Origin of the sequence: Paenibacillus wuxiensis, assembly GCF_040195695.1 — a bacterium.
GTDB classification, from domain to species: Bacteria; Bacillota; Bacilli; order Paenibacillales; family Paenibacillaceae; genus Paenibacillus_B; species Paenibacillus_B suaedae.
Genome location: NZ_JBEFZI010000001.1, coordinates 615,578 through 642,158, shown reverse-complemented (window position 1 = coordinate 642,158; position 26,581 = coordinate 615,578). Strand labels below are relative to the sequence as shown.

The 26,581-nt window shown below is 46.2% G+C and carries 25 protein-coding genes and 1 riboswitch; of the genes, 4 read left to right on the top strand and 21 right to left on the bottom strand.

Annotation, left to right across the window (positions count from 1 at the left end; genetic code table 11):
* Nucleotides 1-109: 109 nt before the first annotated feature.
* Nucleotides 110-1,198: a tyrosine recombinase XerS gene (gene xerS / locus ABN764_RS02925; RefSeq protein ID WP_021253856.1), complete on the top strand. Its 1,089-nt coding sequence runs from the start codon at nucleotides 110-112 to the stop codon at nucleotides 1,196-1,198.
* Nucleotides 1,199-1,330: 132 nt separating this feature from the next.
* On the opposite strand, the gene ABN764_RS02920 is transcribed toward xerS, so the two are convergent.
* The 7 genes from ABN764_RS02920 to ABN764_RS02890 form a co-directional block, all read right to left on the bottom strand.
* On the bottom strand, nucleotides 1,331-2,068 hold the full coding sequence (locus ABN764_RS02920; protein ID WP_021253857.1) for a DUF4247 domain-containing protein: 738 nt from the start codon (nucleotides 2,066-2,068) through the stop codon (nucleotides 1,331-1,333).
* A 9-nt stretch (nucleotides 2,069-2,077) separates the two neighbouring features.
* The gene (locus tag ABN764_RS02915) at nucleotides 2,078-2,584 is read right to left on the bottom strand and encodes a DUF4178 domain-containing protein (RefSeq protein ID WP_072728439.1); all 507 of its coding nucleotides are present in this window, start codon (nucleotides 2,582-2,584) and stop codon (nucleotides 2,078-2,080) included.
* 31 nt (nucleotides 2,585-2,615) lie between these two features.
* Nucleotides 2,616-3,047, bottom strand: coding sequence for a DUF350 domain-containing protein (locus ABN764_RS02910; RefSeq protein ID WP_021253859.1), 432 nt, complete (start codon nucleotides 3,045-3,047; stop codon nucleotides 2,616-2,618).
* A 180-nt stretch (nucleotides 3,048-3,227) separates the two neighbouring features.
* The gene (locus tag ABN764_RS02905; protein WP_021253860.1) at nucleotides 3,228-3,905 is read right to left on the bottom strand and encodes a PspA/IM30 family protein; all 678 of its coding nucleotides are present in this window, start codon (nucleotides 3,903-3,905) and stop codon (nucleotides 3,228-3,230) included.
* A 293-nt stretch (nucleotides 3,906-4,198) separates the two neighbouring features.
* Complete coding sequence (gene lpdD / locus ABN764_RS02900; RefSeq protein ID WP_090510532.1) at nucleotides 4,199-4,546, bottom strand: prenylated flavin chaperone LpdD; 348 nt, start codon at nucleotides 4,544-4,546, stop codon at nucleotides 4,199-4,201.
* A 45-nt stretch (nucleotides 4,547-4,591) separates the two neighbouring features.
* Complete coding sequence (locus ABN764_RS02895) at nucleotides 4,592-5,527, bottom strand: dihydroorotate dehydrogenase (RefSeq protein ID WP_021253862.1); 936 nt, start codon at nucleotides 5,525-5,527, stop codon at nucleotides 4,592-4,594.
* Entirely contained in the window at nucleotides 5,508-6,209 is a 702-nt protein-coding gene (locus ABN764_RS02890) for a dihydroorotate dehydrogenase electron transfer subunit (RefSeq protein WP_174809420.1), read from the bottom strand. The genes ABN764_RS02895 and ABN764_RS02890 overlap by 20 nt, the downstream gene beginning before the upstream one ends.
* Nucleotides 6,210-6,602: 393 nt before the next feature.
* On the opposite strand from ABN764_RS02890, the gene ABN764_RS02885 reads away from it, so the two are divergent.
* On the top strand, nucleotides 6,603-7,775 hold the full coding sequence (locus tag ABN764_RS02885; RefSeq protein WP_446670842.1) for a polysaccharide deacetylase family protein: 1,173 nt from the start codon (nucleotides 6,603-6,605) through the stop codon (nucleotides 7,773-7,775).
* 85 nt (nucleotides 7,776-7,860) lie between these two features.
* Here ABN764_RS02885 and ABN764_RS02880 read toward each other — a convergent pair whose 3' ends face one another.
* From ABN764_RS02880 to ABN764_RS02825, 12 genes are all read right to left on the bottom strand, one after another.
* Nucleotides 7,861-8,571 (bottom strand): 3D domain-containing protein, encoded by a 711-nt coding sequence (locus ABN764_RS02880; protein ID WP_021253865.1) that lies wholly within the window; start codon nucleotides 8,569-8,571, stop codon nucleotides 7,861-7,863.
* 9 nt (nucleotides 8,572-8,580) lie between these two features.
* A riboswitch (cyclic di-AMP (ydaO/yuaA leader) is annotated at nucleotides 8,581-8,749 on the bottom strand.
* Nucleotides 8,750-9,009: 260 nt separating this feature from the next.
* A complete protein-coding gene (locus ABN764_RS02875; RefSeq protein ID WP_446670841.1) occupies nucleotides 9,010-9,732 on the bottom strand; it encodes an amino acid ABC transporter ATP-binding protein in 723 nt (240 codons plus the stop codon).
* Entirely contained in the window at nucleotides 9,725-10,381 is a 657-nt protein-coding gene (locus ABN764_RS02870; RefSeq protein WP_021261422.1) for an amino acid ABC transporter permease, read from the bottom strand. Before ABN764_RS02870 ends, ABN764_RS02875 begins: the two co-directional genes overlap by 8 nt.
* A gap of 152 nt (nucleotides 10,382-10,533) precedes the next feature.
* Nucleotides 10,534-11,319, bottom strand: coding sequence for a transporter substrate-binding domain-containing protein (locus ABN764_RS02865; protein ID WP_021253868.1), 786 nt, complete (start codon nucleotides 11,317-11,319; stop codon nucleotides 10,534-10,536).
* A 184-nt stretch (nucleotides 11,320-11,503) separates the two neighbouring features.
* On the bottom strand, nucleotides 11,504-13,345 hold the full coding sequence (locus ABN764_RS02860) for an ATP-binding protein (protein WP_446670840.1): 1,842 nt from the start codon (nucleotides 13,343-13,345) through the stop codon (nucleotides 11,504-11,506).
* A gap of 45 nt (nucleotides 13,346-13,390) precedes the next feature.
* Nucleotides 13,391-13,906, bottom strand: coding sequence for a response regulator (locus tag ABN764_RS02855; RefSeq protein WP_268623456.1), 516 nt, complete (start codon nucleotides 13,904-13,906; stop codon nucleotides 13,391-13,393).
* A 191-nt stretch (nucleotides 13,907-14,097) separates the two neighbouring features.
* Nucleotides 14,098-15,555 carry a sensor histidine kinase gene (locus tag ABN764_RS02850; RefSeq protein ID WP_268623455.1) on the bottom strand — a complete coding sequence of 486 codons (1,458 nt, stop codon included), beginning with the start codon at nucleotides 15,553-15,555 and terminating at the stop codon, nucleotides 14,098-14,100.
* Nucleotides 15,534-16,232, bottom strand: coding sequence for a response regulator transcription factor (locus ABN764_RS02845; RefSeq protein WP_021253872.1), 699 nt, complete (start codon nucleotides 16,230-16,232; stop codon nucleotides 15,534-15,536). Before ABN764_RS02845 ends, ABN764_RS02850 begins: the two co-directional genes overlap by 22 nt.
* Before the next feature lie 28 nt (nucleotides 16,233-16,260).
* Entirely contained in the window at nucleotides 16,261-17,562 is a 1,302-nt protein-coding gene (locus ABN764_RS02840) for a hypothetical protein (RefSeq protein ID WP_446670839.1), read from the bottom strand.
* A 221-nt stretch (nucleotides 17,563-17,783) separates the two neighbouring features.
* A complete protein-coding gene (locus ABN764_RS02835) occupies nucleotides 17,784-18,395 on the bottom strand; it encodes a PdaC/RsiV family protein (protein ID WP_446670838.1) in 612 nt (203 codons plus the stop codon).
* Between the two features lie 127 nt (nucleotides 18,396-18,522).
* Entirely contained in the window at nucleotides 18,523-19,251 is a 729-nt protein-coding gene (locus tag ABN764_RS02830; protein ID WP_021253875.1) for a phosphonate ABC transporter ATP-binding protein, read from the bottom strand.
* A gap of 117 nt (nucleotides 19,252-19,368) precedes the next feature.
* Entirely contained in the window at nucleotides 19,369-20,550 is a 1,182-nt protein-coding gene (locus ABN764_RS02825; protein ID WP_021253876.1) for an MFS transporter, read from the bottom strand.
* Between the two features lie 123 nt (nucleotides 20,551-20,673).
* Here ABN764_RS02825 and ABN764_RS02820 point away from each other — a divergent pair, with 123 nt between their 5' ends.
* Together ABN764_RS02820 and ABN764_RS02815 are read left to right on the top strand one after the other, a co-directional pair.
* Nucleotides 20,674-21,597, top strand: a complete 924-nt coding sequence (locus ABN764_RS02820; protein ID WP_142542827.1) for an ArsR/SmtB family transcription factor — start codon at nucleotides 20,674-20,676, stop codon at nucleotides 21,595-21,597.
* A gap of 84 nt (nucleotides 21,598-21,681) precedes the next feature.
* Nucleotides 21,682-22,440, top strand: coding sequence for an HAD family hydrolase (locus tag ABN764_RS02815; protein ID WP_260612136.1), 759 nt, complete (start codon nucleotides 21,682-21,684; stop codon nucleotides 22,438-22,440).
* Nucleotides 22,441-22,569: 129 nt separating this feature from the next.
* Here ABN764_RS02815 and ABN764_RS02810 read toward each other — a convergent pair whose 3' ends face one another.
* Together ABN764_RS02810 and ABN764_RS02805 are read right to left on the bottom strand one after the other, a co-directional pair.
* On the bottom strand, nucleotides 22,570-24,873 hold the full coding sequence (locus ABN764_RS02810) for a type IA DNA topoisomerase (RefSeq protein ID WP_446670837.1): 2,304 nt from the start codon (nucleotides 24,871-24,873) through the stop codon (nucleotides 22,570-22,572).
* A 102-nt stretch (nucleotides 24,874-24,975) separates the two neighbouring features.
* Nucleotides 24,976-26,463, bottom strand: a complete 1,488-nt coding sequence (locus ABN764_RS02805; protein WP_446670836.1) for a glutamate synthase subunit beta — start codon at nucleotides 26,461-26,463, stop codon at nucleotides 24,976-24,978.
* Nucleotides 26,464-26,581 lie beyond the last annotated feature (118 nt).

Sequence of the window (26,581 nt, the reverse complement as noted above, 5' to 3'; positions counted from 1 at the left end):
GTAGCATCTCTCCCCATTGGATTGAACAACTATTTGACCATTGACTCCTTTACGCGGGATCACTCGTTCATTACAATAGAAGGAGTATGGAAGGAGGTCTCTGCCCAAGATGACGATTCAGAAGACGAGAGACCGTGCTGTGCTTCAGCACAAGCTGCCGTCCCTGCCCTGGTACGTGCAACAATTCATTGAATATAAAATGCCCGATTTATCTCCATCCTCCTTGTTGGAATATGTGCGGGACTACGAAATATTTCTGGGCTGGCTCGTGTCCGAGCGATTAACCGATGCGCATGATCAGAAGGATGTTACCTTATTAGATTTGGAATCGCTTCGCATGGAGCATATTACTTCGTTTCGCATTTATTTGACGACATACAAAGAAACAACCAATGCCCGCGTGACCGTGTCCCGCAAGCTGTCATCCCTGCGCTCCTTATTCCATTACTTGAGCCAAATTGCGGAGGATGAGAACTTCTACCCGCTATTGAAGCGCAATGTAATGGCCAAGATCGAAATCAAACGCGTGCATAAACCAAAAGACAGCGCCTCTAAGCTGAAGGGTAAGCTGCTTGAAGATAATGAAATTAACGGGTTCATTCATTATGTGCGGGATGGTTATGCCCAAGATGTAGCCAATAACAAACAAGCTGCATATGCGCATGCGCAGAATGCGGTTCGGGACGCTGCCATTGTCAGCCTAATCCTGAATTCCGGGTTGCGGGTTAGCGAAGTTGTGAATCTCAACATGGATGATGTCGATATGAACAACAAACTCGTCTATGTATACCGCAAGGGTCATAATGATGAGACGTTCAAGACTCCGGTTTATTACCGTGACAGCGCAAGACAGGACTTGGCCGAATATTTGGAGGCTAGATCAACTCGGTATGCAGCGCCTAAAAAGGAAAAAGCCTTCTTCCTCGCGATCAAGAATGGCGAGAAGGAAGGAAACCGCATGACAAAGCGTGCTATTCAGCAGATGATTATTAAATATGCAAAGAGATACGGCAAGCCTGCTCTAACTGTACATAAGCTTCGGCACTCATTCGCCACAGATTATTATTTGCAAAATGACATCTACAAAACAAAGGAACAGCTAGGCCACGCTTCGACAGAGACAACGGAGATCTATGCACACCTGACAGATAAGACGATGTCTGAAGCTATTGAGCGGCGGCAGGACGAGGAAGAGTAATCTCTTCTAATTTCCCCATGGAAGAATATCAGGAGGATTGGATGGAAAATCCATTGTGCACAAATGTAATGAAATAGTATCAAATAAGAACCGCTCTTCTATCCTTGAAGAGCGGTTCTTATTTGCCTTCTGCTATCGCTTTCGGCGGAATATACTTCCCGAACCGGAACGAGTCTTCGGCGGTTTCGATTTTTTTACTTTCGGTGGATTATAACTTCCCCCGCTACCCCCTCGTGATATGGAGCCGCGATTGCTATTATCCTTCGGCTGCCTTGAGAAGAACCCGCCCCCCGTATTCTTCGACGTATCTGTCGAGGAGCCTCTGCGGAAGATGGATCCCTTGCGATCCACTGTCATTGGAGGAGCCTTCTTCTTATCCTCCACTGTAGGCTTTTGGTATGATTTCGTCGGCTCGTATGTACGACGCTCATTATACCCCCGGTACTTCCCATACCCGCTTAATGAATCGAACAGTGTATCGAGAAGCTTGTATTGCAGGTACATCTCCAAGAAGCTTCGATCATAATTCTGCCTTACGTATTCCTGTGAAGCCACTTCAATAATCGAATCTTCTGGTTTGTCCTTGTCGCGCTGCACCTGTATGAGCTCATTATCATAGACGAGAAACATTCGCTCATCGCTCTGTTCAGAAGTCTGCTTCGGCTTGCGTTTATCCGCAATCTCCTTGGCCACTTCAGGCACGGTCGTATTCTCAGCGCGATAAATATAGGAAGTGCTCTTACCATCACGACTAACAGACTCCAGCGGATACGTTTCCGCAACATCATACTGTCCACAAGCCGTTAGCAACGGAATCAGTAAGCTGAAAATGACAAGCCATTTGATTGAATCCAATCCGAATTTTCGCATAGGCGCCTCTTAAGAACCGCGCAGAATACGTACGTCGGCGGATATGACGGAATCTCCTTCATACAACTGGAATCGTCCATCCTGCCATTCAATGCGAAGCAGCTTACGATCATCGGCTTGATAATGCCACACGTACTGCTCCCCAGATACGCCAAATGGCGTTTGTCCTGTACACACGACTCTGCCGTTATATTGGTCTTCCATGTAATACCACTTACCATCCAGTTCAATTTCTGTAGGAACTTCCTCTACATCATCCAGACGTCCGTCAATAGAATCGTACAGACTATAATAGGCCTGCTCTCTTTGCTCCACGAATAAATATTTAATGTGTGATCCGTCTCTCAGTGTCAGCCATGCAGAATTGCGTGTACGCCAATCTGTACGGCCAATAACTTCATAACTGACGAGTGAGATTTCACAAATATCCCCGGGGCCAAGCGTAGAGGGCGTTTTCTCTGGTTGAGGTGCTTCCGGCTTCGCCATAATATTTTTAATGCGTTTCCATAAGCTCATTAGTTCTGCCTCCTTCCTGTTGAATCCCTTGTTATATGCAGGCTGCAATAATTAACGCGCCAACCACATGCAGCGAACCAGCCACGAGTGCATACGACATATTGCCTTGCTTCGTCCCCTCTTCCAGGTTCATGTTGAATACAGTACGGAACAACAAGCGGATTAGCAATTCTAGAATAAGCAATATGACAAATGAGAAGAGAGACATCAACAATGCCTCGCCTAAGCTGTAAGCAACACGAATAGAACTAGATAAAATATAGCCTTGCGAGAACAGCTTCATAATAAAGCGAGTCGTTACCGCTACATTGCCTTGTCTCATTTCATGGACATCCTTATAACCTGTAAACAAGGAGTCTACAATCATGAGAATGAATAAGAGCACCGCTCCTATCGCTGTCCACACCGCAATACGCGGCACATTCTCCAGCAGGACTGACCAGTTTTCTAATCCGAAACTCAATTCGAATCCTCCCCCATTGCCCTTTGGACGAAAGCCTGCTTACAGAGCAGTTTGTCCAGAATCGGCAATCTCGTGTAAAAGTGTGTTCTCTTCATTTTATTTCATTAACGAGCCCATATACCTGTACAAGAATAAAGAAAGACGCTTGTAACACAGATAACAAGCGTCTTCTGTATCCGATTATTCGGCAGATTTGTCGTACTTCTTCATCAGAGCTGCCAATTCATCCTCGACACCTTTATCCTTCGTCAAGCTCGCGAACTCATCATCGAGCGACTTGCCTCCCGCTCCACGGATTTCGTTGCTTGCTTCTGCTTGAGCTTCCATTTGAAGCATTTTGTCTTCCATACGCTTCAAGCCTGACATCGCAGTATCGGAGCTGAATCCCGCCATCGCTTTGTTAATTTCCGTTTGCGCCTTCGCAGCGTTGAAACGAGCGACCAACGTTTCGCGTTTGTTCTTCATATCAGTGTACTGCTTGCGCATTTCTTCCAGCTTCGCGCGAAGAGCGTCTGCTGAAGCTTTGTTCTGATCATAGCTCGCTTTGTACTCGTTCATTTTCGCTTCTGCTGCCTTCTTCTCTTCCAGAGCGCGGCGTGCCAATTCAATATTGTCAGCCTGTACTGCAATTGCTGCTTGCTCAGCACGCTTGTTCACAAGTGCTTCTTGCTCTTCATAGGACTGCTTGAAGCGCTTCTCGATGGCGATCTGCTGGGCTACTGCACGTTCTGCTTCTTCCAAATCCTCTTGCATGTCACGTAAGTATTGATCTGTCATCTTAATTGGATCTTCCGCCTTCTCGATCAAGGCATAAATATTAGACATCGTTAAATCACGCAAACGTTTAAATACGGACATTGTATTGTTTCCTCCTTTGTGTGCATAACCATTGAAACAAAATACCCATCAGCTCAATATTATGTTTCATTACACATTCATACGAATCAGTTCCGAAGTTGTTTCAAAAAAACAAAAAAATCATATCTCTATTGTATACGGAAATGTGGAAAATTGTATACTCCTCTCGCTGCTTAAAGAAATCTTCATTCCATTCATACTTTCTTTACATAATGACTCGTAGGTAGCCATAAAAAAAGAAGAAGATCAGGATTGCCCAATCTTCTTCTCCGTATTCTAACCATTATGATTATTTAATCAAGGGTGGACAGCATAAGCAAAAATTGTGACCACGCATGATCAACAACTGCATCAATATGTGCCGAACTTAGATTATCATAATGTATCCCTGCACATACGGTAACCGTAGCCTGAAGCTGACTCGCCGCTTGCTTAGCCATTGGCTCTGTCAGTACATATTCTTTATGCCCAGGAACTCTATTCGTCTGCACAACCCATTCGTGCTCATCCGTACTCGGATCCCTATATGCGGTAGATACCGCCCCAATATGCTCGTCTCCCCCGGCAATGATGAACAGGTAGTCTCGCCCAATTTTGCGATATTGAATGGTTATGTCTGCACCCGGTCGTTGCTCCTGCATGTATTCAGAGCCCCCCTTTAATGAAATACATTTGTCCAGAAGGCCTTACTTAATAATGCCGCGAATCTCATCCAGACTTTGAATGTTCTCCATTTCCATGAAGCTTAGAAGACCAGCAAGCAACTCTTCGCCAGCACGCAAGTTCATGAAGTTGTATGTTCCTACTTGAACCACCTCAGCCCCGGCCATAATAAATTCAATAATATCCGAAGCGGAGGCGATGCCGCCCATGCCCATGACGGGGATAGATACATGCTGGGACACCTGATGCACCATGCGCAGCGCTATTGGCTTAATAGCCGGCCCAGACAAGCCCGCGTACGTATTGGAAAAAACACTGCGCCGCTGATAAATATCAATCTTCATTCCCGAGAACGTATTTACTAAAGAGACACAATCCGCTCCCTCGTCTTCACACATCACGGCCATTTCTACAATATTCTCAGCATTCGGCGATAGTTTCACAGCAAGCGGCAGTGAAGTGACTTGCCGTACTTCGCGAATGACCTCACGAGCAACGTCTGTTTTCACACCAAAGGCAATACCGCCTTCCTTCACATTCGGGCATGAAATGTTCAACTCAATCATATCTACAGCCCGAACACGTGCTTTGCGCCGCTCTTCTGCATCCTTCGTTATCTTCAAGGCACCGAGGACGTATTCTTCTATATTACTGCCGCCAAGATTGGCAATTTTCACGGGCTCAATCGTTTCCCAGAATTCCATTTCCTCTTCCAAAAATGCATCGATACCAGGATTCTCAAGCCCAACACTATTCATCATGCCGCCTGGTGTCTCCCACACCCGAGTTCCGTTATTCCCTAGACGTGGATGTAGGGTGAGTCCTTTGCAGGAGATGCCCCCCAGCTTGTTAATATCATATAATTTGGCATATTCTTGCCCAAAGCCAAACGTTCCCGATGCCATCACGATCGGATTGTTGAACGGAATGCCGGCTACATTACAAGCTAAGTTCCGCATGCCATTCCACCTCCTCCGCCAAAAATACAGGTCCATCCGCACATACTTTGCGGTTGCCGTTTTTATTCTTTACTGAGCATACATAACAAGCCCCGATTCCGCAGGCCATACGTTTTTCAAAAGATACATACACCTTCGTATCCAAGCCTTCTGCTTGCAAGGCAACTGCCTTCATCATTCCCAATGGACCACACACCAGCACATTATCGTATTTACTTAAGTCCACGTCATCTAGGAGGTTGCCGTTTACACGGACAACCAACTCATTCGCGTAAGGTTCGTATGCTTCCGTTAAATAGGACTGCCCTCGAAAGCCAAGATAGATATCCGGTTTATCCAACTGCTTCGCCGTATATAATAAGGGTGCAATGCCAATACCGCCTCCGATAAGTGCAGTTCGCCCCTCCACTCGCGGGAAGCCATTGCCGAATGGCCCCTCTAGCTGGATACGGTCTCCATCACGCAGCTGTGCAATTAAACGCGTACCCTCTCCTGCAATCTTGTACAGGAACTGGATGCTATCCTTCTCCAAATTGCAGATGCTAATTGGACGAGACAGAATAGGTGCCGTATTCCAGGCTCGCAGCATAAAGAATTGACCCATGCTTGCTTGAAATTGACCCTCCACCGTCATGAGGTAAATGCCTTCAGAGATGCGTTCGTTGGAAAGAATCGTATACACAAGTATGCTCCTTTTTTCACGAGTAAGGACAGTCTGCATCCTTCTCACGTTTATTGAGATGTGCAGATTCCTGCTCGTAAGAAAAGCCCACATTCACAACCTTATGGATTGCTGCCTATATGGCCTATGCATAAGCTTTTCTCACCTTTACACTTCTACTATGCATGTTCTGGTTGACATCCCACTGTGACCCATGTCACATTAGCGTATGAATTGTGACAATGGTTTCGCAAATTTTCAGAATATTAGCAAGAAGTTACAAGTGAACATCCTAACAATTATAGTCGATGAGATTATTTCCCTACCGTACTAGGTAAGTGGAAGGGCATATTTCTACCACCCCAAGGACATAACAAGAACATTGAACTGTTTATGGAATGGGGGAATGGCGCTATGCAACATTGTCGAATCTGCTTATCTGTACTATCCCTTTGTTTGCTCTGTATTACTGGCTGCTTCCATCGTTCGCAGGAAGCAACGCCTCCCATACCCAATCTTCCACCAAGCAAGCCAAATCAGTCGGAATCGATCCATTCATCAGCAGACAGTCTGTGGAGACAAGATCGCACTCATCCAGTACCACGTATCTTCAAGGCAGACTCTGTGAACATGCATTCCCCACATGCTAAGGAGAAGCAAGAGAATGCAGCTTCATCGGATCATCTTGAGATGCCTAAATTCACCATATCAGCTGAGCATAAAGAGCGTGATAATCAGAAAAGTCAGAAGAGACTGGAGTCGCAGCAGGCAGAGTCAGAATCTGGCCAGCAGAAACAGCGTTCTTCCTCTTTGAATGAACGCCAGCACAAGTGGCAGAAATCAACCCCGTCGCAATCTGCGGCGCAAGCTTCACAATCATCCCGCTCCAGTATGCATAAGATGAAGAAACAGCATCTCACGATTGCGGAACTGCGGTTGAAGTACCCACATATCTTTAAATTGAATGCGAAGCAGCGTCATGGAGAACGACAAGTTGCGCTCACCTTCGATGACGCACCGGATAACCGCATTACGCCGCTTGTATTGGATATATTGAAGGAGCACAATATCCGAGCCACTTTCTTTCTTGTTGGCTCTCGTGCCAAGGCTTATCCAGGACTCGTCGAGCGGATGGTGCGCGAGGGGCATGTGATCGGTAATCATTCGTACAATCATCCGTTGCTGACAAAGCTGACGCTTCCAGCTTTTGAACACCAGGTGAAGGATACTGAACGCATTATCGAGCAGTCTACCGGATATAAGCCTCGATACTTCCGTCCGCCATATGGAGAAATCAACGAAGAGCAATTGCGCTGGGCAGGAGATAATGGATACATGGTCGTCAATTGGGATGTAGATACAAACGATTGGCGTGGATTAACCGCTTCACGTATTTTGCAAAATGTGATGCGTGGGGTACGCCCAGGTTCCATCGTATTGCAGCATGCCAGCGGAAGCACACAAAATGGATATCTGCATGGAACCGTGAAAGCACTCCCATCGATTATTCAGCAGTTAAGGGAGCGGAAATATGAGTTCGTCACCCTGCCTGATCTGCTCCAAGATCAGAAGGAAAAGAAGGAATAAGTAAACAAGCCCCGCCATAATGGCGAGGCTTGTTGTTCAATTGCTATTGTAAGTATTCATCTACATCTATATATAATAGTAGATATTATTTCAACACGTATACTTTAACGTCTTGCACGCCGAATGTGTTGCCTGTCTTCTTGCTTACCGGTACAAATATGTCAACCTTTTTCCCCTTGATTGCACCGCCTGTATCCGTAGCTACAGCAACCATACCGCCTGTCGGCAAGTGTTTGAAATCATATCCCGTAATATACAATTTCGTACCAAGCGGAATCACTTTTGGATCGACCGCAACTGTACCTAGTTTCAATGCATTACCCAAAGCATCTACTGCGCCCCATTTGCCGTTTTCACTCGGATGAGCGGTATAGGCTGTAGCACGCATGCTTATCGTTTTCTTGTATGTCGCTGTACGTCCAGAGGACAATTGAACTACATTTTTAGGAGCAGCTTGTTGTACTGCTGCTTTCTGATTATTCGAAGCCGTTTTGACTGCCTGTTCGTCATTTTTTGCTACACCCAAAGCATTATTGACTGGCATCCCTTCCAATACCGACTTTTGAACAACAGGGCTTGGAAGTTCGATGGAGAGTCCACCATACAAATTTTTCGGATTAATTGTCGGGTTTGCCGACAATACGGATTCAACACTCATGTTGTAATTCTTAGCAATTGAATAGAACGTTTCTCCTTCTTTTACCGTATAGGGCTCAGCCTGTGCCGGCAAAATTTGAAGAATGGACGCAAGTCCAAGTAATGCTGCTGTAATCGTTAGTGTAATTCTTTTACGCATATGTTTTGTTTTCCTCCTGTGCATTAGCCTGCGGGGTTAGTTGTCGGATTCGGGTCAAGGAGTTCCCCTACGCCATTCCAAGTTGCGGAATAAGCGATTCACCCCAAGGTGTTCTCGTAATATCGAACACCGGTCAATAGTCCCCCGTACGGGTGTGTCGTTTCGGCTCGGATTGCATCATATCACAATTTTGTAACCTGTGCGCAGGAATATGATGGTAAGTCTCTGGAACCCGCGCCCCCCAATGGATTGAAGCTTCAAACTTTTTTTATTTCATAACAAATTTGTAATCAGAGATGACATTTTTGTAATCTTTCTGTTTCTATCATAGCACATATTTCAGATTTGTAAACGAAAACGCTTACATAATACAGCAAAACAACAATAGGCACCCCCTAAGGATGCCTATTCGAATACCTATATATTTACAATACCTCTTTACAATACTCTACTTAGAAAATCCTGCGTTCTAGCATGCTTAGGATGGTTAAATAATTGGTCTGGAGAACCTTCCTCCACAATATTGCCGCCATCCATAAACAAAATACGATCGCCCACTTCACGTGCGAAGTTCATCTCATGAGTTACGATTACCATCGTCATTCCTTCTCCGGCGAGTGATTTCATGACCTCAAGCACTTCGCCGACCATCTCTGGATCAAGCGCTGATGTCGGCTCATCGAACAGCATCACATGCGGCTGCATAGCAAGTGCTCGCGCAATCGCGATACGCTGCTTCTGTCCACCGGACAATTGTCTAGGGAATGCCTTGGCCTTATCCGCCAATCCAACCTTGCCAAGCAGCTCCATTGCTAGTTTATTTGCTTCAGCCTCTGGCACATGTTTCACCTTTATTGGAGCAAGGGTAATATTTTGCAGCACGGTCATATGGGGAAATAGGTTGAACGATTGGAATACCATCCCCATTTTTTCACGTGTTTTGTTAATGTTGTGCGACTTGTCAGTGATGCACTGATCCTCGAAACGGATATCCCCTTGTGTCGGAGTTTCCAGCAAATTAATGCAACGAAGGAGAGTACTCTTTCCGGATCCGCTAGGGCCTATGACTACAACCACTTCACCACGATCAATAGAGACATTTACCCCTTTTAAAATCTCCAATCTATCATACGATTTATGCAAATTTTGAATTTTAATCATGCTCGCTCAACTTCCTTTCCAAACGTGCCACCACTTTCGATAAAGTGAAGGTTAGAATGAGATAGATACACGCTGCTCCAATCAGTGGTCCCATCGCTGAATAAATTTTGGCACGAACGATATTCGTCTCAAACATCAAGTCTGCAATCCCGATGGTGCTGACAATTGAAGTCTCCTTAATAATCGTAATAAATTCGTTGCCTATCGCCGGAATAACATTGCGGAACGCTTGTGGAAGTACGATCAAGCGCATCCCCATTGATTTTGACATTCCGAGAGAACGAGCTGCTTCCAATTGACCGTGGTCGATCGATTGTATGCCGGCACGGAAGATTTCAGCCAAATACGCACCACTATTTAAGGATAGAGCAATCGCTCCAGATGTTAGTGCACTAAATTCTACGCCATACTCTGCAAGTCCATAATGAATAATGAATAATTGTACAAGCAGCGGTGTTCCACGGAACACCTCGATATAGGTGACAGCAAACCATTTAAGCGGCTTTATTTTAGACATCCGCATCAAGACAATGGCCACTCCCAATAGTAATCCGAATAGAACGGATATCGCGGATAGCAGTACGGTTATGCCAGCACCGGATACAAATCCTAATTTATACGTCCATAACATGTCGAACCAATCGAACATGACAAACTTCCCCTTCCCTATCTATCACGACTGTTAATCTGCATTTCTTCTATATAAAGAGAAAAAGCTCCTCACTGGTTGAATTCCCACGAGGAGCGAACATATCACATCGAGATCCGTATAGACCGCATATAGATGCAATCCATCTGATCTTATTGTTCCGCCAGTTGTACCGCTTGTGTAATGAATTCATCCAGCTTGCCCTGCTGCTTCAAGCGTTCAAGCGTCTTATTCACTTCATCACGCAGTTTCACACTGCCTTTGCGTACTCCAATTACATATCCTTCACTTACTGGCTTCAATTCCACCGGCGCGACAGCGACTTCCTTACGATTCGCAGCAAATGCCGCTGCCACAGGCTTCTCCACAACGACAGCCTCTAAACGATTCGACTCCAGTGCAAGAACGAGGTCGTTCACCTTATCCAGCATTTCCTTCTTCGCATCAGGGATTTGCTGAACGACATCCTCGAAGGTTGAGCCAAGCTGTACGCCGATCTTCATGCCCTTCAAATCTTCAGGTGACTTATACTTATCCTTGTCTGCAGCACGTACAATAACCCCTGCTTCCGCCAAGTAATAAGGTGTAGAGAATTCCATTGCATTCTCCCGCTCAGGCGTTGGATCTAGTCCCGCGATTGCGATGTCAATCTTGCCTGTCTTCAGTTCCTCAGGCAATGACGACAGTGATGTATCCTTAATCTCTAATTCAGCGCCCAAATCCTTCGCAATTTCCTTCGCTATCTCAATATCGAAACCGACAATTTGATCCTTCCCGTCGATTGTTTTACGGAATTCAAATGGTGGATAGTCAGCACTCGTGCCTAGTACCAGCTTTTTATTCTCTTGTACAGTTGCTAGACGGTCTTCCTTCGCACCGCAACCAACTAATAATGATAGAATGAGTGTGCATGCTGCAACAATTTTTAATGATTTCATTTGCTCCAACCCCGCTCTGTATATGTGTAATATTCCCCGCTCGCTCTTAGTGAGGTAACATCATTATACACGCAGATGCATAGTTATACAACCATTATTTCTTAGGAATTGGATTTAAAAGTAGAATATTAGCGCATAACTCTTCCATTTTATAATACATTGGTCAATTATGGCAACATCCAAACTATCCTTCTTGCTTCTTGCGGAATAGCGGGAGACTAATTGTGATAACCGTGCGACCTGGCACTGATTCAATGATAAGGTCTCCTTCATGGCGCTCAACGATACTGTAGCAGATGGACAAGCCTAGTCCTGTCCCCTTCTCCTTCGTCGTGACAAAAGAAGTTCCTGCCCTGGCTAAAACCTCGGCTGGGAAGCCTGGCCCTTCATCTTCAATACATAGAAGAACCCTATCCCCTTTCATACGAGTTCGAATCGTCAACACCTGGTTTTCACTCATCGCTTCAAGTCCGTTCCGAATGAGATTGTGAAGAACCTGCTTCATCTCTTTCTCATCCATTTCAATAGAAGGAACTGGTGATATGTCCAGGCGGATATCCTGACAGCGAGCCGACGCTGATGCTTGCACAAGCGGGTATAATTGTGTAATGATTTCATTCAAGCAATGAGGACGAAATTGGACGAATTTATGTCTAGCCAAGGTCAAATACTCCGTAATGATCGTGTTCGCCCGCTCAATTTCCTCCATCATCGTACGGAAATAGACATGCTCATCCGCATGCTCCGGCTTATTGCGAAGCAGCTGCAGAAATCCTTTGATTGTCGTTAGCGGATTTCGAATTTCATGACTAAGCGCGGCAGCCATCTCTCCCACAACCTGCAGCGCGCTCATACGCTTCATTTCTTGCTCCATCTGCGCCTTCTGACGCAGCGCCTCACTCATCCGATTCATATCTGAACCAAGCTGGCAAAATTCATTATTGGATTCGATTCTCACTGTCACGTCATAATCCCCACCAGCAATACGATGAGACGCCTCGACTAATTGATGCAGTGGAGTCACGATCAAACGACGGATCCACCAGTTTATTAGGAAGTAAATCACAATAATAAGTAAACTGATCGTAATTAGGGTTACGACCCATACGTAAAGCAACACGTTGCTAATAACTCCCGCAGGCAGCATAATGATTGCTCTCCAGTTCGTCTCCTCAAGCGGAATTGAGAATATATACATGGAGTTCCCACGATAGTCATCAATGATAAATGACTCCTTAGAGTCATTTACTTTGCGTAATAAAGTCGCTGTATCTTCATTAAGATTGGTGTATATATTGTCATAAATCGTTCGTTCTTCATCTGGGTCGTATAATAAATTGCCTTGTAGGGAAGTAAGTAGAATCTTGCTGCTGGGGTGTACACTTAGCTTGTTTGCTAACTGCTTCAAATCGCCAAACCGTATATCAACTCCGGCCACACCGAGCAGTGTGCCTCCTGAGTCGTATACAGGCGTGCTGACGGATATCATCGGTAGGTTTACATAAGGATCAATGTATGGTGCTGTCAAATAGGTTCCATTCTTCTTCACTGAACCATGATAATAGTCGTATTGCGGGTCATCTCGATACTGAGGCAGTGACTCGTCCACATGTTCTTGTTTATTGAAATTACGGAGCAGACCGGATTCATCATGACCAAACCAGGATGTAAATTTCTCCTTCCATTTCGAACCGGTCTGCATGGTGAACCAGTACCCGAATACGAGATCCTTCGGTTGAAATGCATACCATTCTGTCAATTGATTCACTTCAGCCTTGATTCGCCCAGATGTGTCGAATATGCCCTGAATGACTCTCGCATACGTCTCCACCATTAGCTTGTGGTGACGAATGGCCGCTTCAACATCGTGAGCGGCCATCTTAACTTGATTCAAATAATTGTTCTGCATGCTCGTCTCAATAATCGAACGAACAGCTTCATACGAAAATGAAAAAATAATGGCCAACGCAGCCACTAGTGTCGTCACTACCCGGGCACTTAGTTGGCTATGTATCGTTCTAAACATAACATCCTCCGATTGACAATTGTCAAGACAAGATATCGTAGCCCGTTACAGTCTGGATGATATGTACGCGCGGAGTTCTTCTAAGTCGAACGGCTTCGAGAAGAAGCCAATCGCTCCTGCCGCCTTCGCTTCGTTAACCTTGTCTGCATCGCTATAGGCAGACATCATTATAACTTCGGTATCTGGACGCATTGTACGAACCGTATGCAGTACATCCAGGCCATTCATATCCGGTAGGCTCACATCCATGAGCACAATTTTACTTGGACACGCACGCATTGAATTAAGCGCCTGCTCTCCTGTCTCTGCTTCCCTTACTTCCAGTGGCAGTTCATCAAGTGCTTCCTTCAATAGAATCCGTATAGGCATCTGATCTTCCACGACAAGAATGGAGCAGTGACTCGCCACGTCTTCAGCTTCGTCCATCTGTCCATGCATAAGCGCATTACGATCTACCGTAACCGCTGCTTCTTGTACACATGAACGCTGCTTGATGACAAAGTATAAGTAAATAATAAATGGGACAGACGCGGAAAATATAACGAATAAAAATAGTTCCACTATCCTATCCTCCTTCCGATGAGGACGACAACAATCGAGTTATTACGACAACATCATGGATGATTATGATACATATTATAGTATGTTTTGTCGAAGTAAGATATGCTATTTTCTTAATTTCCTCGAAAAAAAGACCTTTGCATGAATTAATCACGCAAAGGCCGTATAAATTCAAATGATTTTCGAAAAGATCATAAATCCGTAGATTCCTCTATCGTATCTGCTTCAATCGGCATGTTGACCGGCAAGGTCACAATAACCGTCGTCCCTACCTCAGGCTCACTTTCGATGGACATTTCTCCTCCATGAGCCTTCACCAATTCGTACGTAATCGCCAGTCCGAGCCCTGTACCGCCATGACTAGGATTCACTTGATAGAACTTGTCCATTACTTTGGTCAAGTGTTCTTCGCTTATTCCAATTCCTTGGTCAACAATACGAACAACCACTTTCTCCGCATCCCACGACGTATGAATCGTGATCACCGACTCTTCTGGGGAGAACTTGACCGCATTATCAATCAGATTCAGGAATACTTGCTTCAATCGATTCGGATCCGCATTCAGAATTTGCTCGTTGCCTCTGACGCGTTCCTCCAATCGAATTTGCTTCTTCTCTGCTTTCATTCTCACTTGCAGGATCGTGTCTTCGATAATTGTCGCGATGGATACCTGCCGCCAGTGGAACTGCAATTTATTCTCCTGCAGCTTCGAGAAGTCAAGCAATTCCTCAACAAGACCAATTAGGCGATCCGTTTCCTTATGAATAACGTTCAACCCCAGCTTCGTCTCCCCCTCATCTAACGGACCAGACAGCAAGGTCTCGCTCCATCCCTTGATTCCCGTCAATGGAGTCCGCAATTCGTGAGAGATCGATGAGATAAAGTCATTCTTTAATTGGTTGCTTCGCACAATCTCATGAGCCATGAAGTTGAGCGTCTTAGACAACTCCCCAAGCTCGTACTTATATCCATCCTTGGCTCTGACATCGAATCGTCCCCGCGCCATCTGAGCGGATACAGCCGTAATCTCATTAATTGGCTTCACGATCGAATTCGCCAGCCCAAGGCTAATCACTAATACAATAATTAATATCGTAATCGAAATCAGTATGGATACGAGCACAATGCTATTCAACTGACTGTTCACTACTTCTAGTGAGGTGACAAGTCTGACAATGTAGCTGATGTCGCCTCTCTCTAACAATGGAGCAGACACAGCCATTATCGATTCACCGGTTCCAGGCTGCTTGCCGATCCATTGTTCCAGCTTCCCTTGCTGCTGTACAGTAATCACATCGAGTGAGTTGATCGGCTTGTCGATTCGGAACCCACTAGAGGAGATAAGCACCTTCCCAGTCCGATCCAGAATTTGCACCTCGGCGCCCGGCAATTTGAATAATTCGAGCAGCTCCGGCAATATGCCTTGATCATCTTCACTGGAACTAAGACTTATATATTGCTGATAGTATTTCGTCGTTACGGATGCATGGTTAGTTAAATTGCTGGATACTGAATCATAATAATACGTCCGCACCGAGATGAGAAAGACCACTTCCAGCATCAGCATCGTCATAAAGACAACGATGAAGTAATGCATGACTACCGAGCGGCGTATGCCCGGCTTAATCATGGAGTTGTTCCCTTCCATTTATACCCGTGCCCCCATACCGTTTCAAGAAATCTTGGTGATGATGGCTCATCCTCGATTTTTTGGCGCAAACGACGAATGTTCACATCCACAATCTTAGGATCGCCCATATAGTCCTTGCCCCATACATGATCAAGCAGTACGTCTCGGCTTAAGGTCATCTCTTCCTTCTCCATGAAAAACTGCACCAGCGAGAATTCCGTAGGAGTTAAATCGATCGCTTGGTTATTTTTGGTAAACCGCTTCGCAATCAAATCTAGTGAGAATGGGCCAGATTGATATACTACCTTCTGGGTAGTGTGCTGATAAGAGCTGACCCTGCGCAGCAAGGACTGAATGCGCGCAACGAGCTCTGTAGGACTGAATGGCTTGCTCACATGATCATCCGCACCAACAGACAAGGCATATACTTTGTCCTGTTCCTGCACCTTGGCAGTCAGGAAAATGATTCCGAGCCGCTCATTCTGTTCCCTAACTCGTCTACACACCTCAAAGCCATCAATACCCGGAACCATCACGTCCAGTAGGGCGATATCTATCGTCGGATCGCTCATGATCATTTGATAAGCATCATTGCCGTTATCTGCTTCCACCACATCGAATCCATTGCGCTTTAAATTAATGACAATAAAGCTGCGGATTGATTCTTCATCTTCAAGAATGAGTATTTTCGTCATCTCTACTTATCTCCTTACTTCATTTCCTTTAAGAATCACTATCACTTTTGTCTAGTTCTGGTATTTTAGGAACCCCTTGTTTCGCATTCAGTGGCTCCTTGCTGTAAATGCCGATAATCTTGTCACCAAACGAACTGAGGTACGTCCATTTCTCCTTATAAGACTCCCATGCCTCCGGTGTAAAGAATCGGATGATGGCGAACGTTTCGTTCGTATGAAGATCGACAAAGCGGAGCATTTCATCTTTTTTCGATTTTGTATCCACAGTCACACGTCCATACCAAGATTTTGGGAAAGTCAAATGGAAGCGATCCATATGGTCGCGGTATTGCTTCTCCACTAACTTCAAGCCATGCTGTCCATCCCATTGGAAGAAGTTTGTAAAATAAGGGATCTCATGAGGTTGATACAGATCCCAGCCGTGAGGCTGCTCGGGAATACCGATCTCAATAATGCCATCGCCGTTCATGTCAGAGCTCTTAATATCTATCCTTTTGTTGTCAGTTAAGCCCTCTTGCAATAGGGATTCAAGCATGTGATCCTTATTCATTCCAATAATATTTGATATATAGTTGTTGGCCCCTGCATCTGCATCCGCATCAAGCACGAGTCCTTTACGGTCTTTTGATATAAATCCAGACACCATATTCGTGTATGCATTAGTACCAGATGATAACTTCAACTCATGGAATTTAACCATCCTGCCATTTTGGTAATCGAATGAAAAGAGGACAGGTATTTGACCTGAGCGGTTATTCAAAATAAACAATCGATTCTTACCGCTCTGATCCAGATCATCGATCACGAATTGAGAATACGGCTGTTCGAACAGTCTAACCATCTCTGTGTCTGTGAATCGATACACAACAAGACCCTTATTCAGCTTCGGGTCATTGCTGCCGTAACCTACCACAAGCTCAAGACTCTTATCACCTGTCAAGTCAACCAGCTCTACCCTGTCCAACTGAGTACCCTCACCATCGAAGTCGAATACCTTCGTCCATGTGTCACCATCTGATTTAAAGATCATACCATGGATTCGAACTTCCTTGTCTGGCGTCTCATAGAATACAATCGCCTCACCCTTGCCATCATTGTTCAAATCCGCAATGCGAATCGTGCTGCGATCGTCTGCATTGCGCGGCCGGATGATATTTGCTCCTTCAGGCTTTTGGGAGTCAATAATCGATTTTAAATTCGCTTTATCTGTCGACAATCGTGGTTCCTTCAGCATGGATTTGGGGTCTTGAACCCACTGACAGCCGCTTAACATGACACTAGCCAGTAGAAGGAGGAGCGATGCTTTTCGTATTGTTCGCCTGTTTATCATACATGCCATTCCTCCTTTGATGCTTCTATTATTCGTTATTTCGTCGAAACACATTACTTATCATCTATGTAGCCTAGTTACAGGCATACTCTTTCATTATAAAAAAAAAGAGTCACCTAATGGTGACAAACCCGTGACAAAGCGATGATTCATTTGGGAAGGAACGCCCTCCTTGCACTGCACACATGCTTCGCACTATATTTGATCGCTTACCTCGATGCTTAGTATGACAACTTATCGATAATGCCATTATCCGCTTTAATGTCGTTCAACTCGTATACAGATATCGGGAAGTACAGAAATCCATATACATACGCCGCAATTTCGTACAACTGGAAGAAGAGAACGAGCGATTTATCCGTCATATAGAAATCCTGATCCGGTCGAATCGATTTGAATGGCTCTAGCGTCTGGATATCTCGCATTTTAATCTGTGCGGCGACATGCTTAGACAACACGTCTACGTAAGGGGCCCCCGGCTTGAACAAATCAGGTAGATTTATCAGCTTGCCTGTCTCCGTCTCAAAGGTCAAACCACGCTGATAGGTCATCCCATGGGCTGCATGATAGGGATAAGCATATACACTTAAAGTAAGACTAAGATATCCTCTTTCATTTAATTTGATTTCGAACCATCCTTGCACCTCAATATTCTTCGGGTCTTCCTCATAGCCAGAAGTTCGAATTAATTCTCTGACCTGATTTTGTATCGTATGATTCATACGCTCCGCCGCTTGTGGATGCTTCGGATCCACAACGACAGGAACGTACACCTCCAGGTTCGGCTTGCGAATAACATGAGGCTCGATCGGAATCGGCAATGGATACAGCATAAATAAAGCCACCTCCTACGGATGCGTGAGTGTTCGGAGAGAAAAGAACGTTCTTCCCCCACCTTACAACATATGCATCCATAAGAGATGGCGTGACAATTGCCTATTTACTTTTTCCCAATCTTCATTATAATATGAGAGCCTTCTCTGATTGAAGAAGCCGTCTGCCCTTCACATCGACTGCGATAGTGCCGTCATGAAGTCCCCACAATCGTGTAGCGAATTTCTCTGCTAGTTCAACCTGATGAAATACCGCAATAACGATCTTGCGCTGCTTCGTGCACAGGTCTCGGAATGTCGACAATACAGATTCAGCCGATTGCGGGTCTAGTCCGAGAACAGGCTCATCTGCAAGCAGCACGTCTGCTCCGTGTACAAGCGCTCTAGCAATGGCAATCCGCTGCTTCTCCCCACCACTCAGATCACTACACTTCTTATGGGCCTTGTCCAATAGGCCAAGCTGTTCAATGGTATCCATTGCCCCCATGTAGTCGTCTGAGCGTATCATTCCGGTAGCCATTCTCCATAACGGAGTTTGATGGAAGCGTCCGATTAAGACGTTCTTCAATGCCTTGCGATTGTCCGACAGCACTGGGTTCTGTTCCAAGTAGGCGAACTCCCGCTTCACCTTGCGTCTTCCGCTCAACTGCTGCGCGAAGATATCCACACCGTCAACGACAAATTTGCCGCTTGTCCATCTCTCCTGAAGCGCCAAACATTTCAGCAGTGTCGACTTCCCGCTGCCGCTCGCACCTACTACACCAATGAACTCGCCCGGCTGCACCTCGAAGCTAATATTTTTCAATACCTTCTGTTCAGGAGGGTACTGCTTCACTAACTGATCTACTCTAATCACCGTCAAGACTCCTCTCCATTCCGACAATGGCAGTTCGCTGCTTGATTGCTGCGAGAGACTTTTTATGTGTGCGCAGCGATTCACGAACATGTACTCTTAGTGTAAGGAAGGTAGCCCCTAACTTGCAAGCGTTTTATTGCGCCGTCTGAAGATAAAGCCGAGTAGTGAGAATCCAATATACCAAGCCCCGAGCAAGTAGAACATGCTTCCAATTGATACGTATTGAATCCCAATGCCCGCTAAATTCGGCCCAATGATGCTCCCTAAGCTGAAGTGAATGGATGCAATCACGTTAGCGGATGGCAAATATTCCTTAGGCAATATGTCTGCTGCATACGCGAGTCCTAATGAGAAGAAAGAACCAACCAAGCCTCCAACGAGCATGAACATAATGAGAATTCCCCAGATGTTCGTACCCACAAACGGGATGATAAGGAACCCTAATCCCCCTAAGATACCGCATGCCATCAATACTTTTTTGCGGTCGATGCGGTCGCTAAGCATGCCTAACGGCAGCTGCAGAATAAGTCCCCCGATCCCGAAGAATGGAAGCAAATACGATATCCAATGCTGTTCCATGCCGAGACGAAGCGCGTATACAGGGAAGTTGCTATTCATCGAGGCTTCCATGTAACCGTATAGGAATGCTGGCATCAGAGCGAACCAGGCCCATTGGTAGGAACGGCGATAGCGTTTCTCCGGTCTCGATCCGTCCTTCATCATCGCAGCTTCTTCATTTGGCAGCTTCACATATACAATTGCCATAACAATGAGGAACAGGAGAACAATCGCAATGAACGGTGCTGAATCATGGATAGACAACAAATTAATGCCTAATGGCCCGAAACTGAAGCCTACCCCATACGCCATCCCATATAGGGAGATGTTTCTTCCCCGTCGATTCGCTGGACTGACTGACACGGCCCACAGCTGTGTCGCATAATGCAGCGCGCTGTCACCTAGACCAACAACAATTCGCAGAACGAACCATACCCAAATGTTCGGGAAGAACGGAAATAACGCTAGTGCGATCGTAACCGACACCATACCAGCAAGCAGCATTTTCTTATAGCCGAGCCGAATGAGTATCCGCTCTACTAGGAACATCATGGAGAATACCCCTAAGTAGAGGGCGGTAGCATTCAATGCATTCAGATCGGATGGAACCCCCATCCGCTCCAAGAAGATCGTAAGTAAGGGCAGCAATAACCCCTGACTAAGACCTGTAATCATAACAACAATAATCAGAATTATGAATTTCCAAGTTGGGGAATCTGTCGTGTTCCGCCAAGATGCCATTCTTAAACCTCCCCATTTATCTCTATCAAATGAACATTTCACAATTATAGTAGACAATGCTATGCAATACAATTCATAATAAATGTAGACACTCATTGTCATTACCAAGGAGGCTACGCAGGCATGACCTATCATGTTCGTATCGACTGTTCATCGGTATATGAACTTATTGGAAGCTTCATGCTATTTGTACACCGCAAATGGATTCGCAATGTTGACAACGGCATGACGTGGGTACGTCAAGCAGAGCAAATGATGCCCAGTGAATGGGACGAGCATGCTCGTCAGGTGAAGCGTTATTCACTAACGGATTATGACATGCTGTATGCTATAGCGCTAGAATATACAGGCGGCAGTCATATTACAGGGTACATCGAGCATCTGGAACAGACAACTGATCAGCAATGGAAGCATGTTCAGGAGCAGTATGGCCTGCTAGACATTTCACTCACCAGAGATGATTGCCAACGATATTATGTACCCGCATTGAAATGCTGGTATGAGCATTACATCTCGCACACCTTGCCGCAATGGGAGCCTATTTTGCTGCAAGATGCGGATGAGAAGCGGCTCTTAATGAGCAAAATAACTCCAGAAGAAGTTGTCGAAGTTGCAACGAATGGCATCGTCATTCGTGATGAGAAGAATCATATTCGCGAATGCATTCTTGCTCCAATGTGGCACTATCGTCCTATGAACAATACGTGCACGTTTAAGAACAAGCTGCTTGTCCTGTACGCGGTTGACGAGCCCGCTGAAGATGATTGCGTGCCGTCTCACAGCCTGCTTCGCATGACGCAAGCGCTTGCTGACCAAGAACGGCTGCAGCTGCTGCGTTTCGTTAGTCAAGGTTCACGCTCATTCGCTGATATCCAACAGCATCTCTCATTATCCAAAGGAACCGTGAAGCATCATTTGGCCGTTCTTCGATCCGCTGGATACATACGTACCTATTGGGACGGCGATTCGGAATCCATCGCCCTTCGTCGGGAAGGGTTGTCCGACTTGTCCGTATTTCTAGAAGATTATGTGCAAGTACAATTGTAACGACTGACAAAGTATGCGTAATGGAAGGTTATCGCTATCCTCCTCACGCTTGTCATGTCTGAAAGGCGCAAGGAGGAAATCACATTGACTACATCAATGCCAAAACAAACAATACTGTTCGACATGGACGACACGCTTATTTATTGCAACAAATACTTTGACATTGTCATTCATCAATTTTTGGATACGATGACGACTTGGTTCAACTCATCGAACATGAGCGCGCAAGAAATCAAGTCCGTCCAATCTAAGTTCGACATCGCTGGCGTACAGAAAAACGGGTTTCAGAGCGAGCATTTCCCTCGCTCCTTCATTGATACGTACGACCACTTGTGCAACTTGACAGGCAGAGATTCCTCTGATGAGGAGAAGGAACAGCTCTGGAAGCTCGGACTTAGCGTGTATGACATGGAAATTGAGCCTTATCCAGGAATGGTTGAAACACTAGAACTGCTTCGTGATCAAGGTCATGAATTGTACCTGTATACAGGCGGTGAGCCTGTTATCCAGCAGCGCAAGATTGACCAAATGAAGCTGTCCGCCTACTTCGGAGATCGCATCTTTATTCGTCAGCATAAGACAGCTGAGGCATTAGCAGAGATTGTGAAGGAGCAAGGCTTCTCACCTGCCAATACATGGATGATCGGCAACTCCGTACGGACAGATGTACAGCCCGGCCTCTTAGCTGGACTTCATGTCATTTATTTAAAGCGTCCGAATGAGTGGCTCTACAATGTCATTGACATTGAGATCGAGCCCCAAGGAGCGCTGTACACTTTAGAGAAGCTTGCTGACGTACCTCGTGTTATCGAGGAATGGCTGCTCACCTCCAAGCTGAGCTAGATCAAGCAGACCCAAGTTCAATTCGGAACACAACATGAAGAAGCCATGCTGTCTCGTTTCCACCCTATGGGGCGGGCATATGGCTTCTTCATGTATGCTTCTAATGGAGAAACGGATATTCGTGTTCCGCTATTCTTCAACCACTTTCAAATCCCCAGTTGATCGATTGGCTAGAACCAATCTTCCTTTCACCGCTGCATTTCCTCTGGTAAAGCTAAGCTTCTTCGTGCTTCCCTTCTCCAATAGCTCGCGCATCATCACCGGAGATATCGTCTTCCCTGTAGCCAACTGCTTTTTCCACACAACGAACTTGCAGCCTAGCTTATAGTTCGAACAGCCAAACCCCTTGCGCCCTTCAATGATCGTACCTCCACAGCCTTCTCGAGGACATATGCCAAAGGTTTCAGGTGCTGCATGTTGTCCGCTTCCTTCTGAAGAGCCGCTAGAGCCAGAAGCTTGCGTCGCCGAACCCTTCACTTTGGAGCTCTTCGATGTCTTGGCGCTGGTTTGCGACTTGCCTCTCCCCTTGGATGACTTGTCCGATTCGATCAATGCAAGGACTTCGGCTGATACAGGGCTTTGCTTGCCAACACAATCAATGACATGAAGCGTGAACTTGCGCACAGCTTCCATGAATACATCTTCCGATGCCTCTCCTCTGGCAATCTGCGTTAATCGTCTCTCCCATTGCCCCGTCATCTCTGGTGAGGTTAGAAGATGTACCCCTGCCCCGCGAATCAGCTCAACAGCTGTCTTACCTTTGGTTGCGAGTGTAAGACGTTTGCCAGTCATCAAGATATATCCGACTTGCTTCAGCCGTTCAATTGTCGCCGCCCGTGTCGCAGGGGTTCCCAGCCCTGCATCCTTCATTACTTCACGCAGCTCTTCATTGTCCAGCTGCTTCCCTGCGCTTTCCATTGCCTTCAGCAGTGTGCCTTCTGTATAAGACTTTGGCGGCTGTGTTGCCTTGGCAGCCATCTCCGCTTCGCGACAATGCACAGGCTGATTCTTGTCCAGGTTGAACTGCTCCGTATCGTTAAGTTCCTCTACTTGATCCGAGGATGATTGAGAATCCCCATCATCCTCATCTTTCTTTTTCGAGCGCTTAGATGTGCGGGACTTCTCCTTATCATGATCATATAGGAGCTTCCAGCCTCGTATTCGCCATTGCTTCATGCTCGTCTTGAATGATTCCTGCTCGACCTCGGTTAACACCGTGTAAAGTGTATACTCTGCAATTGGATAGAAATGCGCCAGCAAGCGACGAACGATTAAGTCATAGATTTTACCTTCTTCAGGCGATAAGGTGCCCGGGCGCTTCGTCGTTGGCAGAATGGCATGGTGATCCTCAACTTTGTCTGGGTTGCACACGCTGCGGTTATTTTTATGAACCCGACTCGGTTCTGCTTGCGCCGCCAAGTCCGCATAACCCGGCATACTCATTAGCATCTTGAGCGCCTGATGCATGCCCCCAATATTTTGCTCCGTCACATAGTTCGAGTTCGTCCGCGGGTACGTAATCGCCTTGTGCTTCTCGTATAATGCTTGAGCTATATCCAGTGTCTTCTTCGCCGAGAATCCAAAACGCGCGTTAGCATCCCGCTGCAGCAGTGTTAAATCATAAAGCTTGTACGGATACTCCTTGCCTTCTTTGATCTGGTAGTCGGCAATTCGTCCGCTCTTCCCCCTCACTTTGTCAGCAATCTCAGTCGCCTTTAGCTCGTCCGTAATTCGGTCGCCCTGTCTAGTTCCTTTATAAGTCGTATCTCCCTGCTGAAATACAGCGGTAACCTCATAATAGGATTCGGATTGGAACGCTGCAATCTCCTGTTCCCGGTCATAAATAAGCGCAAGGACTGGTGTCTGAACGCGTCCAACCGACAATAGAGCCTTGTGCTTCGTTGTGAAGGCACGAGAAGCATTCATACCAATAATCCAGTCAGCTTGACTTCGGGCTCTTGCTGCAGCTGTAAGCCCTTCATAATGCTCCGCACCCTTCATCTCTCCGAATCCCCGACGAATCGTGTCTGCTGTCAGGTCGGATATCCATAAGCGCTTAACAGGCTGCTTCCATTTATAATGCTGTTGAATTAGAGCGAAAATATATTGCCCCTCGCGCCCAGCATCGCACGCATTCACGATTGTATCGCATTGCTTCGCCAACTCCCCGATCATTTTCAACTGATCCTTCGTGCGGCGTTCCGCCACGATCTTGAAGCTGTTCGGTAGAATCGGCAGATCATAGAAGTTCCATCGTTTATATTTCGCATCATAGGCTTGCGGCTCTGCCAATCCGAGCAAATGGCCGATTGCCCATGTAATGATGTAGTGATCCCCTTCAATATGCGTCCGATGCTTACGGCCCCTTGGCTCGATGACAGAAGCGATGTTGCGTCCCATATCAGGCTTCTCAGCCACGACAAGTGTCTTCATCCTACCACCTCTTTCCATACACAACAGAAGAAGCCGCGCATGTGAGAATAAGCGCAGCTTCTTACTAACGTTACTATGTTTTATTATTCACTACTTTCACATTTAAGGCAATAGTGTAGTTCCCATCAAATATCGATCCACTTCTCTTGCAGCCTCTCGTCCTTCATTGATCGCCCATACGACGAGACTCTGTCCACGGCGCATATCACCTGCAGCAAACACTTTGCTTACGCTCGTCGCGTATTTCCCGTAGTCAGCCTTTACATTCGTCCGACGATCGGTAGCGAGACCAAGTTGTTCAACAATGGTCTGTTCTGGCCCATCGAAGCCAATCGCAATCAGCACGAGATGTGCAGGGATTACGCGTTCCGTACCGGGAATCGGCTGATAAATTTTCCGGCCAGTCTCATCGACAATCCGTTCAATCTGCACCGTATGCAGTTCCTTCACCTGTCCATCTTCATCACCGACGAACTTCGTTGTCATAATGGAGAACTCACGTGGATCACTGCCGTACAAGGCTTTCGCTTCCTCATGCGCATAATCCAATGTATATACGTTCGGGAACTGCGGCCAAGGATTTGTACTTGCATCTCGTTCTAGCGGAGCCTTCGCATGCGTACCAAATTGTGTAACACTGCGACACCCGTGACGGAGCGCAGTTGCAACGCAATCTGTTCCAGTATCTCCGCCTCCGATGACGATCACATCCTTGCCCTCGGCATTAATATACTGACCATCCTCCAGATTGGAGTCAAGATAGCTCTTAATCGTACCATTCAAGTAATCCATCGCATAGTGGATTCCGTGCAAATTGCTTCCTTCTATTTGGAACTCACGCGGCTTCGTTGCGCCTCCGCATAAAACTACCGCATCATGAGAGGCAACTAACTGATCAGCTGGGATGTCCTTGCCGATTTCCGTATTCGTCACAAATTGAATGCCTTCCGCCTCCAATAGCTGAATGCGGCGATCTACAACTTGCTTCTCCAGCTTCATCGTTGGAATCCCATACGTGAGGAGGCCACCAAGACGATCTGAACGCTCGAAGACGGTTACGGAATGGCCGGCTTTATTTAATTGCGCGGCACAAGCTAGGCCAGCAGGACCTGATCCTACAACAGCCACATGCTTACCTGTTCGCTGTGCTGGAGGATCGGGCTTCACCCAGCCCTCTTCAAATCCTCGTTCGATGATAGCTTCTTCTATTGTCTTAATCGTAACTGGCTGTCCGATTAGCCCTACCGTACAAGAGCCTTCACATGGTGCAGGACATACACGCCCTGTAAACTCAGGGAAGTTATTCGTCTTATGCAGGCGCTCAAGTGCCTCCTGCCATAACCCACGATACACGAGCTGATTCCATTCTGGAATCAAATTGTGCACAGGACACCCTGATGTTCCTCCCGGCATTTCAATACCTGTATGACAATATGGGGTTCCGCAGTCCATACAGCGGGCTCCTTGTGTGCGAAGCTCTTCTTCACTTAAATGCTTATGGAACTCTTCCCAATCCTTAAGCCGTTCCAATGGATCGCGATCAGCCGGAATCTGACGGCGATACTCCATAAATCCAGTAGGTGTTGACATGCGATTTCCTCCATCCGTCCATCCGTATATTTGTATGAGTAAGGTTGATTGGTCATTCTTTTGTTGCGGTTTCATGGATTTTCATGCAGACATTCATTGCACTCTTCTACATGTTTTT

Bases quoted from the DNA above. Each gene is read 5' to 3' on its own strand.
- xerS (WP_021253856.1), top strand. From the start codon at position 110: ATGACGATTCAGAAGACGAGAGACCGTGCTGTGCTTCAGCACAAGCTG.
- ABN764_RS02895 (WP_021253862.1), bottom strand. From the start codon at position 5,527: ATGCGGAACTTAGCTTGTAATGTAGCCGGCATTCCGTTCAACAATCCG.
- lpdD (WP_090510532.1), bottom strand. From the start codon at position 4,546: ATGCAGGAGCAACGACCGGGTGCAGACATAACCATTCAATATCGCAAA.
- ABN764_RS02810 (WP_446670837.1), bottom strand. From the start codon at position 24,873: ATGAAGACACTTGTCGTGGCTGAGAAGCCTGATATGGGACGCAACATC.
- ABN764_RS02880 (WP_021253865.1), bottom strand. From the start codon at position 8,571: ATGCGTAAAAGAATTACACTAACGATTACAGCAGCATTACTTGGACTT.
- ABN764_RS02820 (WP_142542827.1), top strand. From the start codon at position 20,674: ATGACCTATCATGTTCGTATCGACTGTTCATCGGTATATGAACTTATT.
- ABN764_RS02920 (WP_021253857.1), bottom strand. From the start codon at position 2,068: ATGCGAAAATTCGGATTGGATTCAATCAAATGGCTTGTCATTTTCAGC.
- ABN764_RS02875 (WP_446670841.1), bottom strand. From the start codon at position 9,732: ATGATTAAAATTCAAAATTTGCATAAATCGTATGATAGATTGGAGATT.
- ABN764_RS02825 (WP_021253876.1), bottom strand. From the start codon at position 20,550: ATGGCATCTTGGCGGAACACGACAGATTCCCCAACTTGGAAATTCATA.
- ABN764_RS02835 (WP_446670838.1), bottom strand. From the start codon at position 18,395: ATGCTGTATCCATTGCCGATTCCGATCGAGCCTCATGTTATTCGCAAG.
- ABN764_RS02915 (WP_072728439.1), bottom strand. From the start codon at position 2,584: ATGAGCTTATGGAAACGCATTAAAAATATTATGGCGAAGCCGGAAGCA.
- ABN764_RS02840 (WP_446670839.1), bottom strand. From the start codon at position 17,562: ATGATAAACAGGCGAACAATACGAAAAGCATCGCTCCTCCTTCTACTG.
- ABN764_RS02905 (WP_021253860.1), bottom strand. From the start codon at position 3,905: ATGTCCGTATTTAAACGTTTGCGTGATTTAACGATGTCTAATATTTAT.
- ABN764_RS02865 (WP_021253868.1), bottom strand. From the start codon at position 11,319: ATGAAATCATTAAAAATTGTTGCAGCATGCACACTCATTCTATCATTA.
- ABN764_RS02885 (WP_446670842.1), top strand. From the start codon at position 6,603: ATGCAACATTGTCGAATCTGCTTATCTGTACTATCCCTTTGTTTGCTC.
- ABN764_RS02850 (WP_268623455.1), bottom strand. From the start codon at position 15,555: ATGGAAGGGAACAACTCCATGATTAAGCCGGGCATACGCCGCTCGGTA.
- ABN764_RS02860 (WP_446670840.1), bottom strand. From the start codon at position 13,345: ATGTTTAGAACGATACATAGCCAACTAAGTGCCCGGGTAGTGACGACA.
- ABN764_RS02805 (WP_446670836.1), bottom strand. From the start codon at position 26,463: ATGTCAACACCTACTGGATTTATGGAGTATCGCCGTCAGATTCCGGCT.
- ABN764_RS02845 (WP_021253872.1), bottom strand. From the start codon at position 16,232: ATGACGAAAATACTCATTCTTGAAGATGAAGAATCAATCCGCAGCTTT.
- ABN764_RS02870 (WP_021261422.1), bottom strand. From the start codon at position 10,381: ATGTTCGATTGGTTCGACATGTTATGGACGTATAAATTAGGATTTGTA.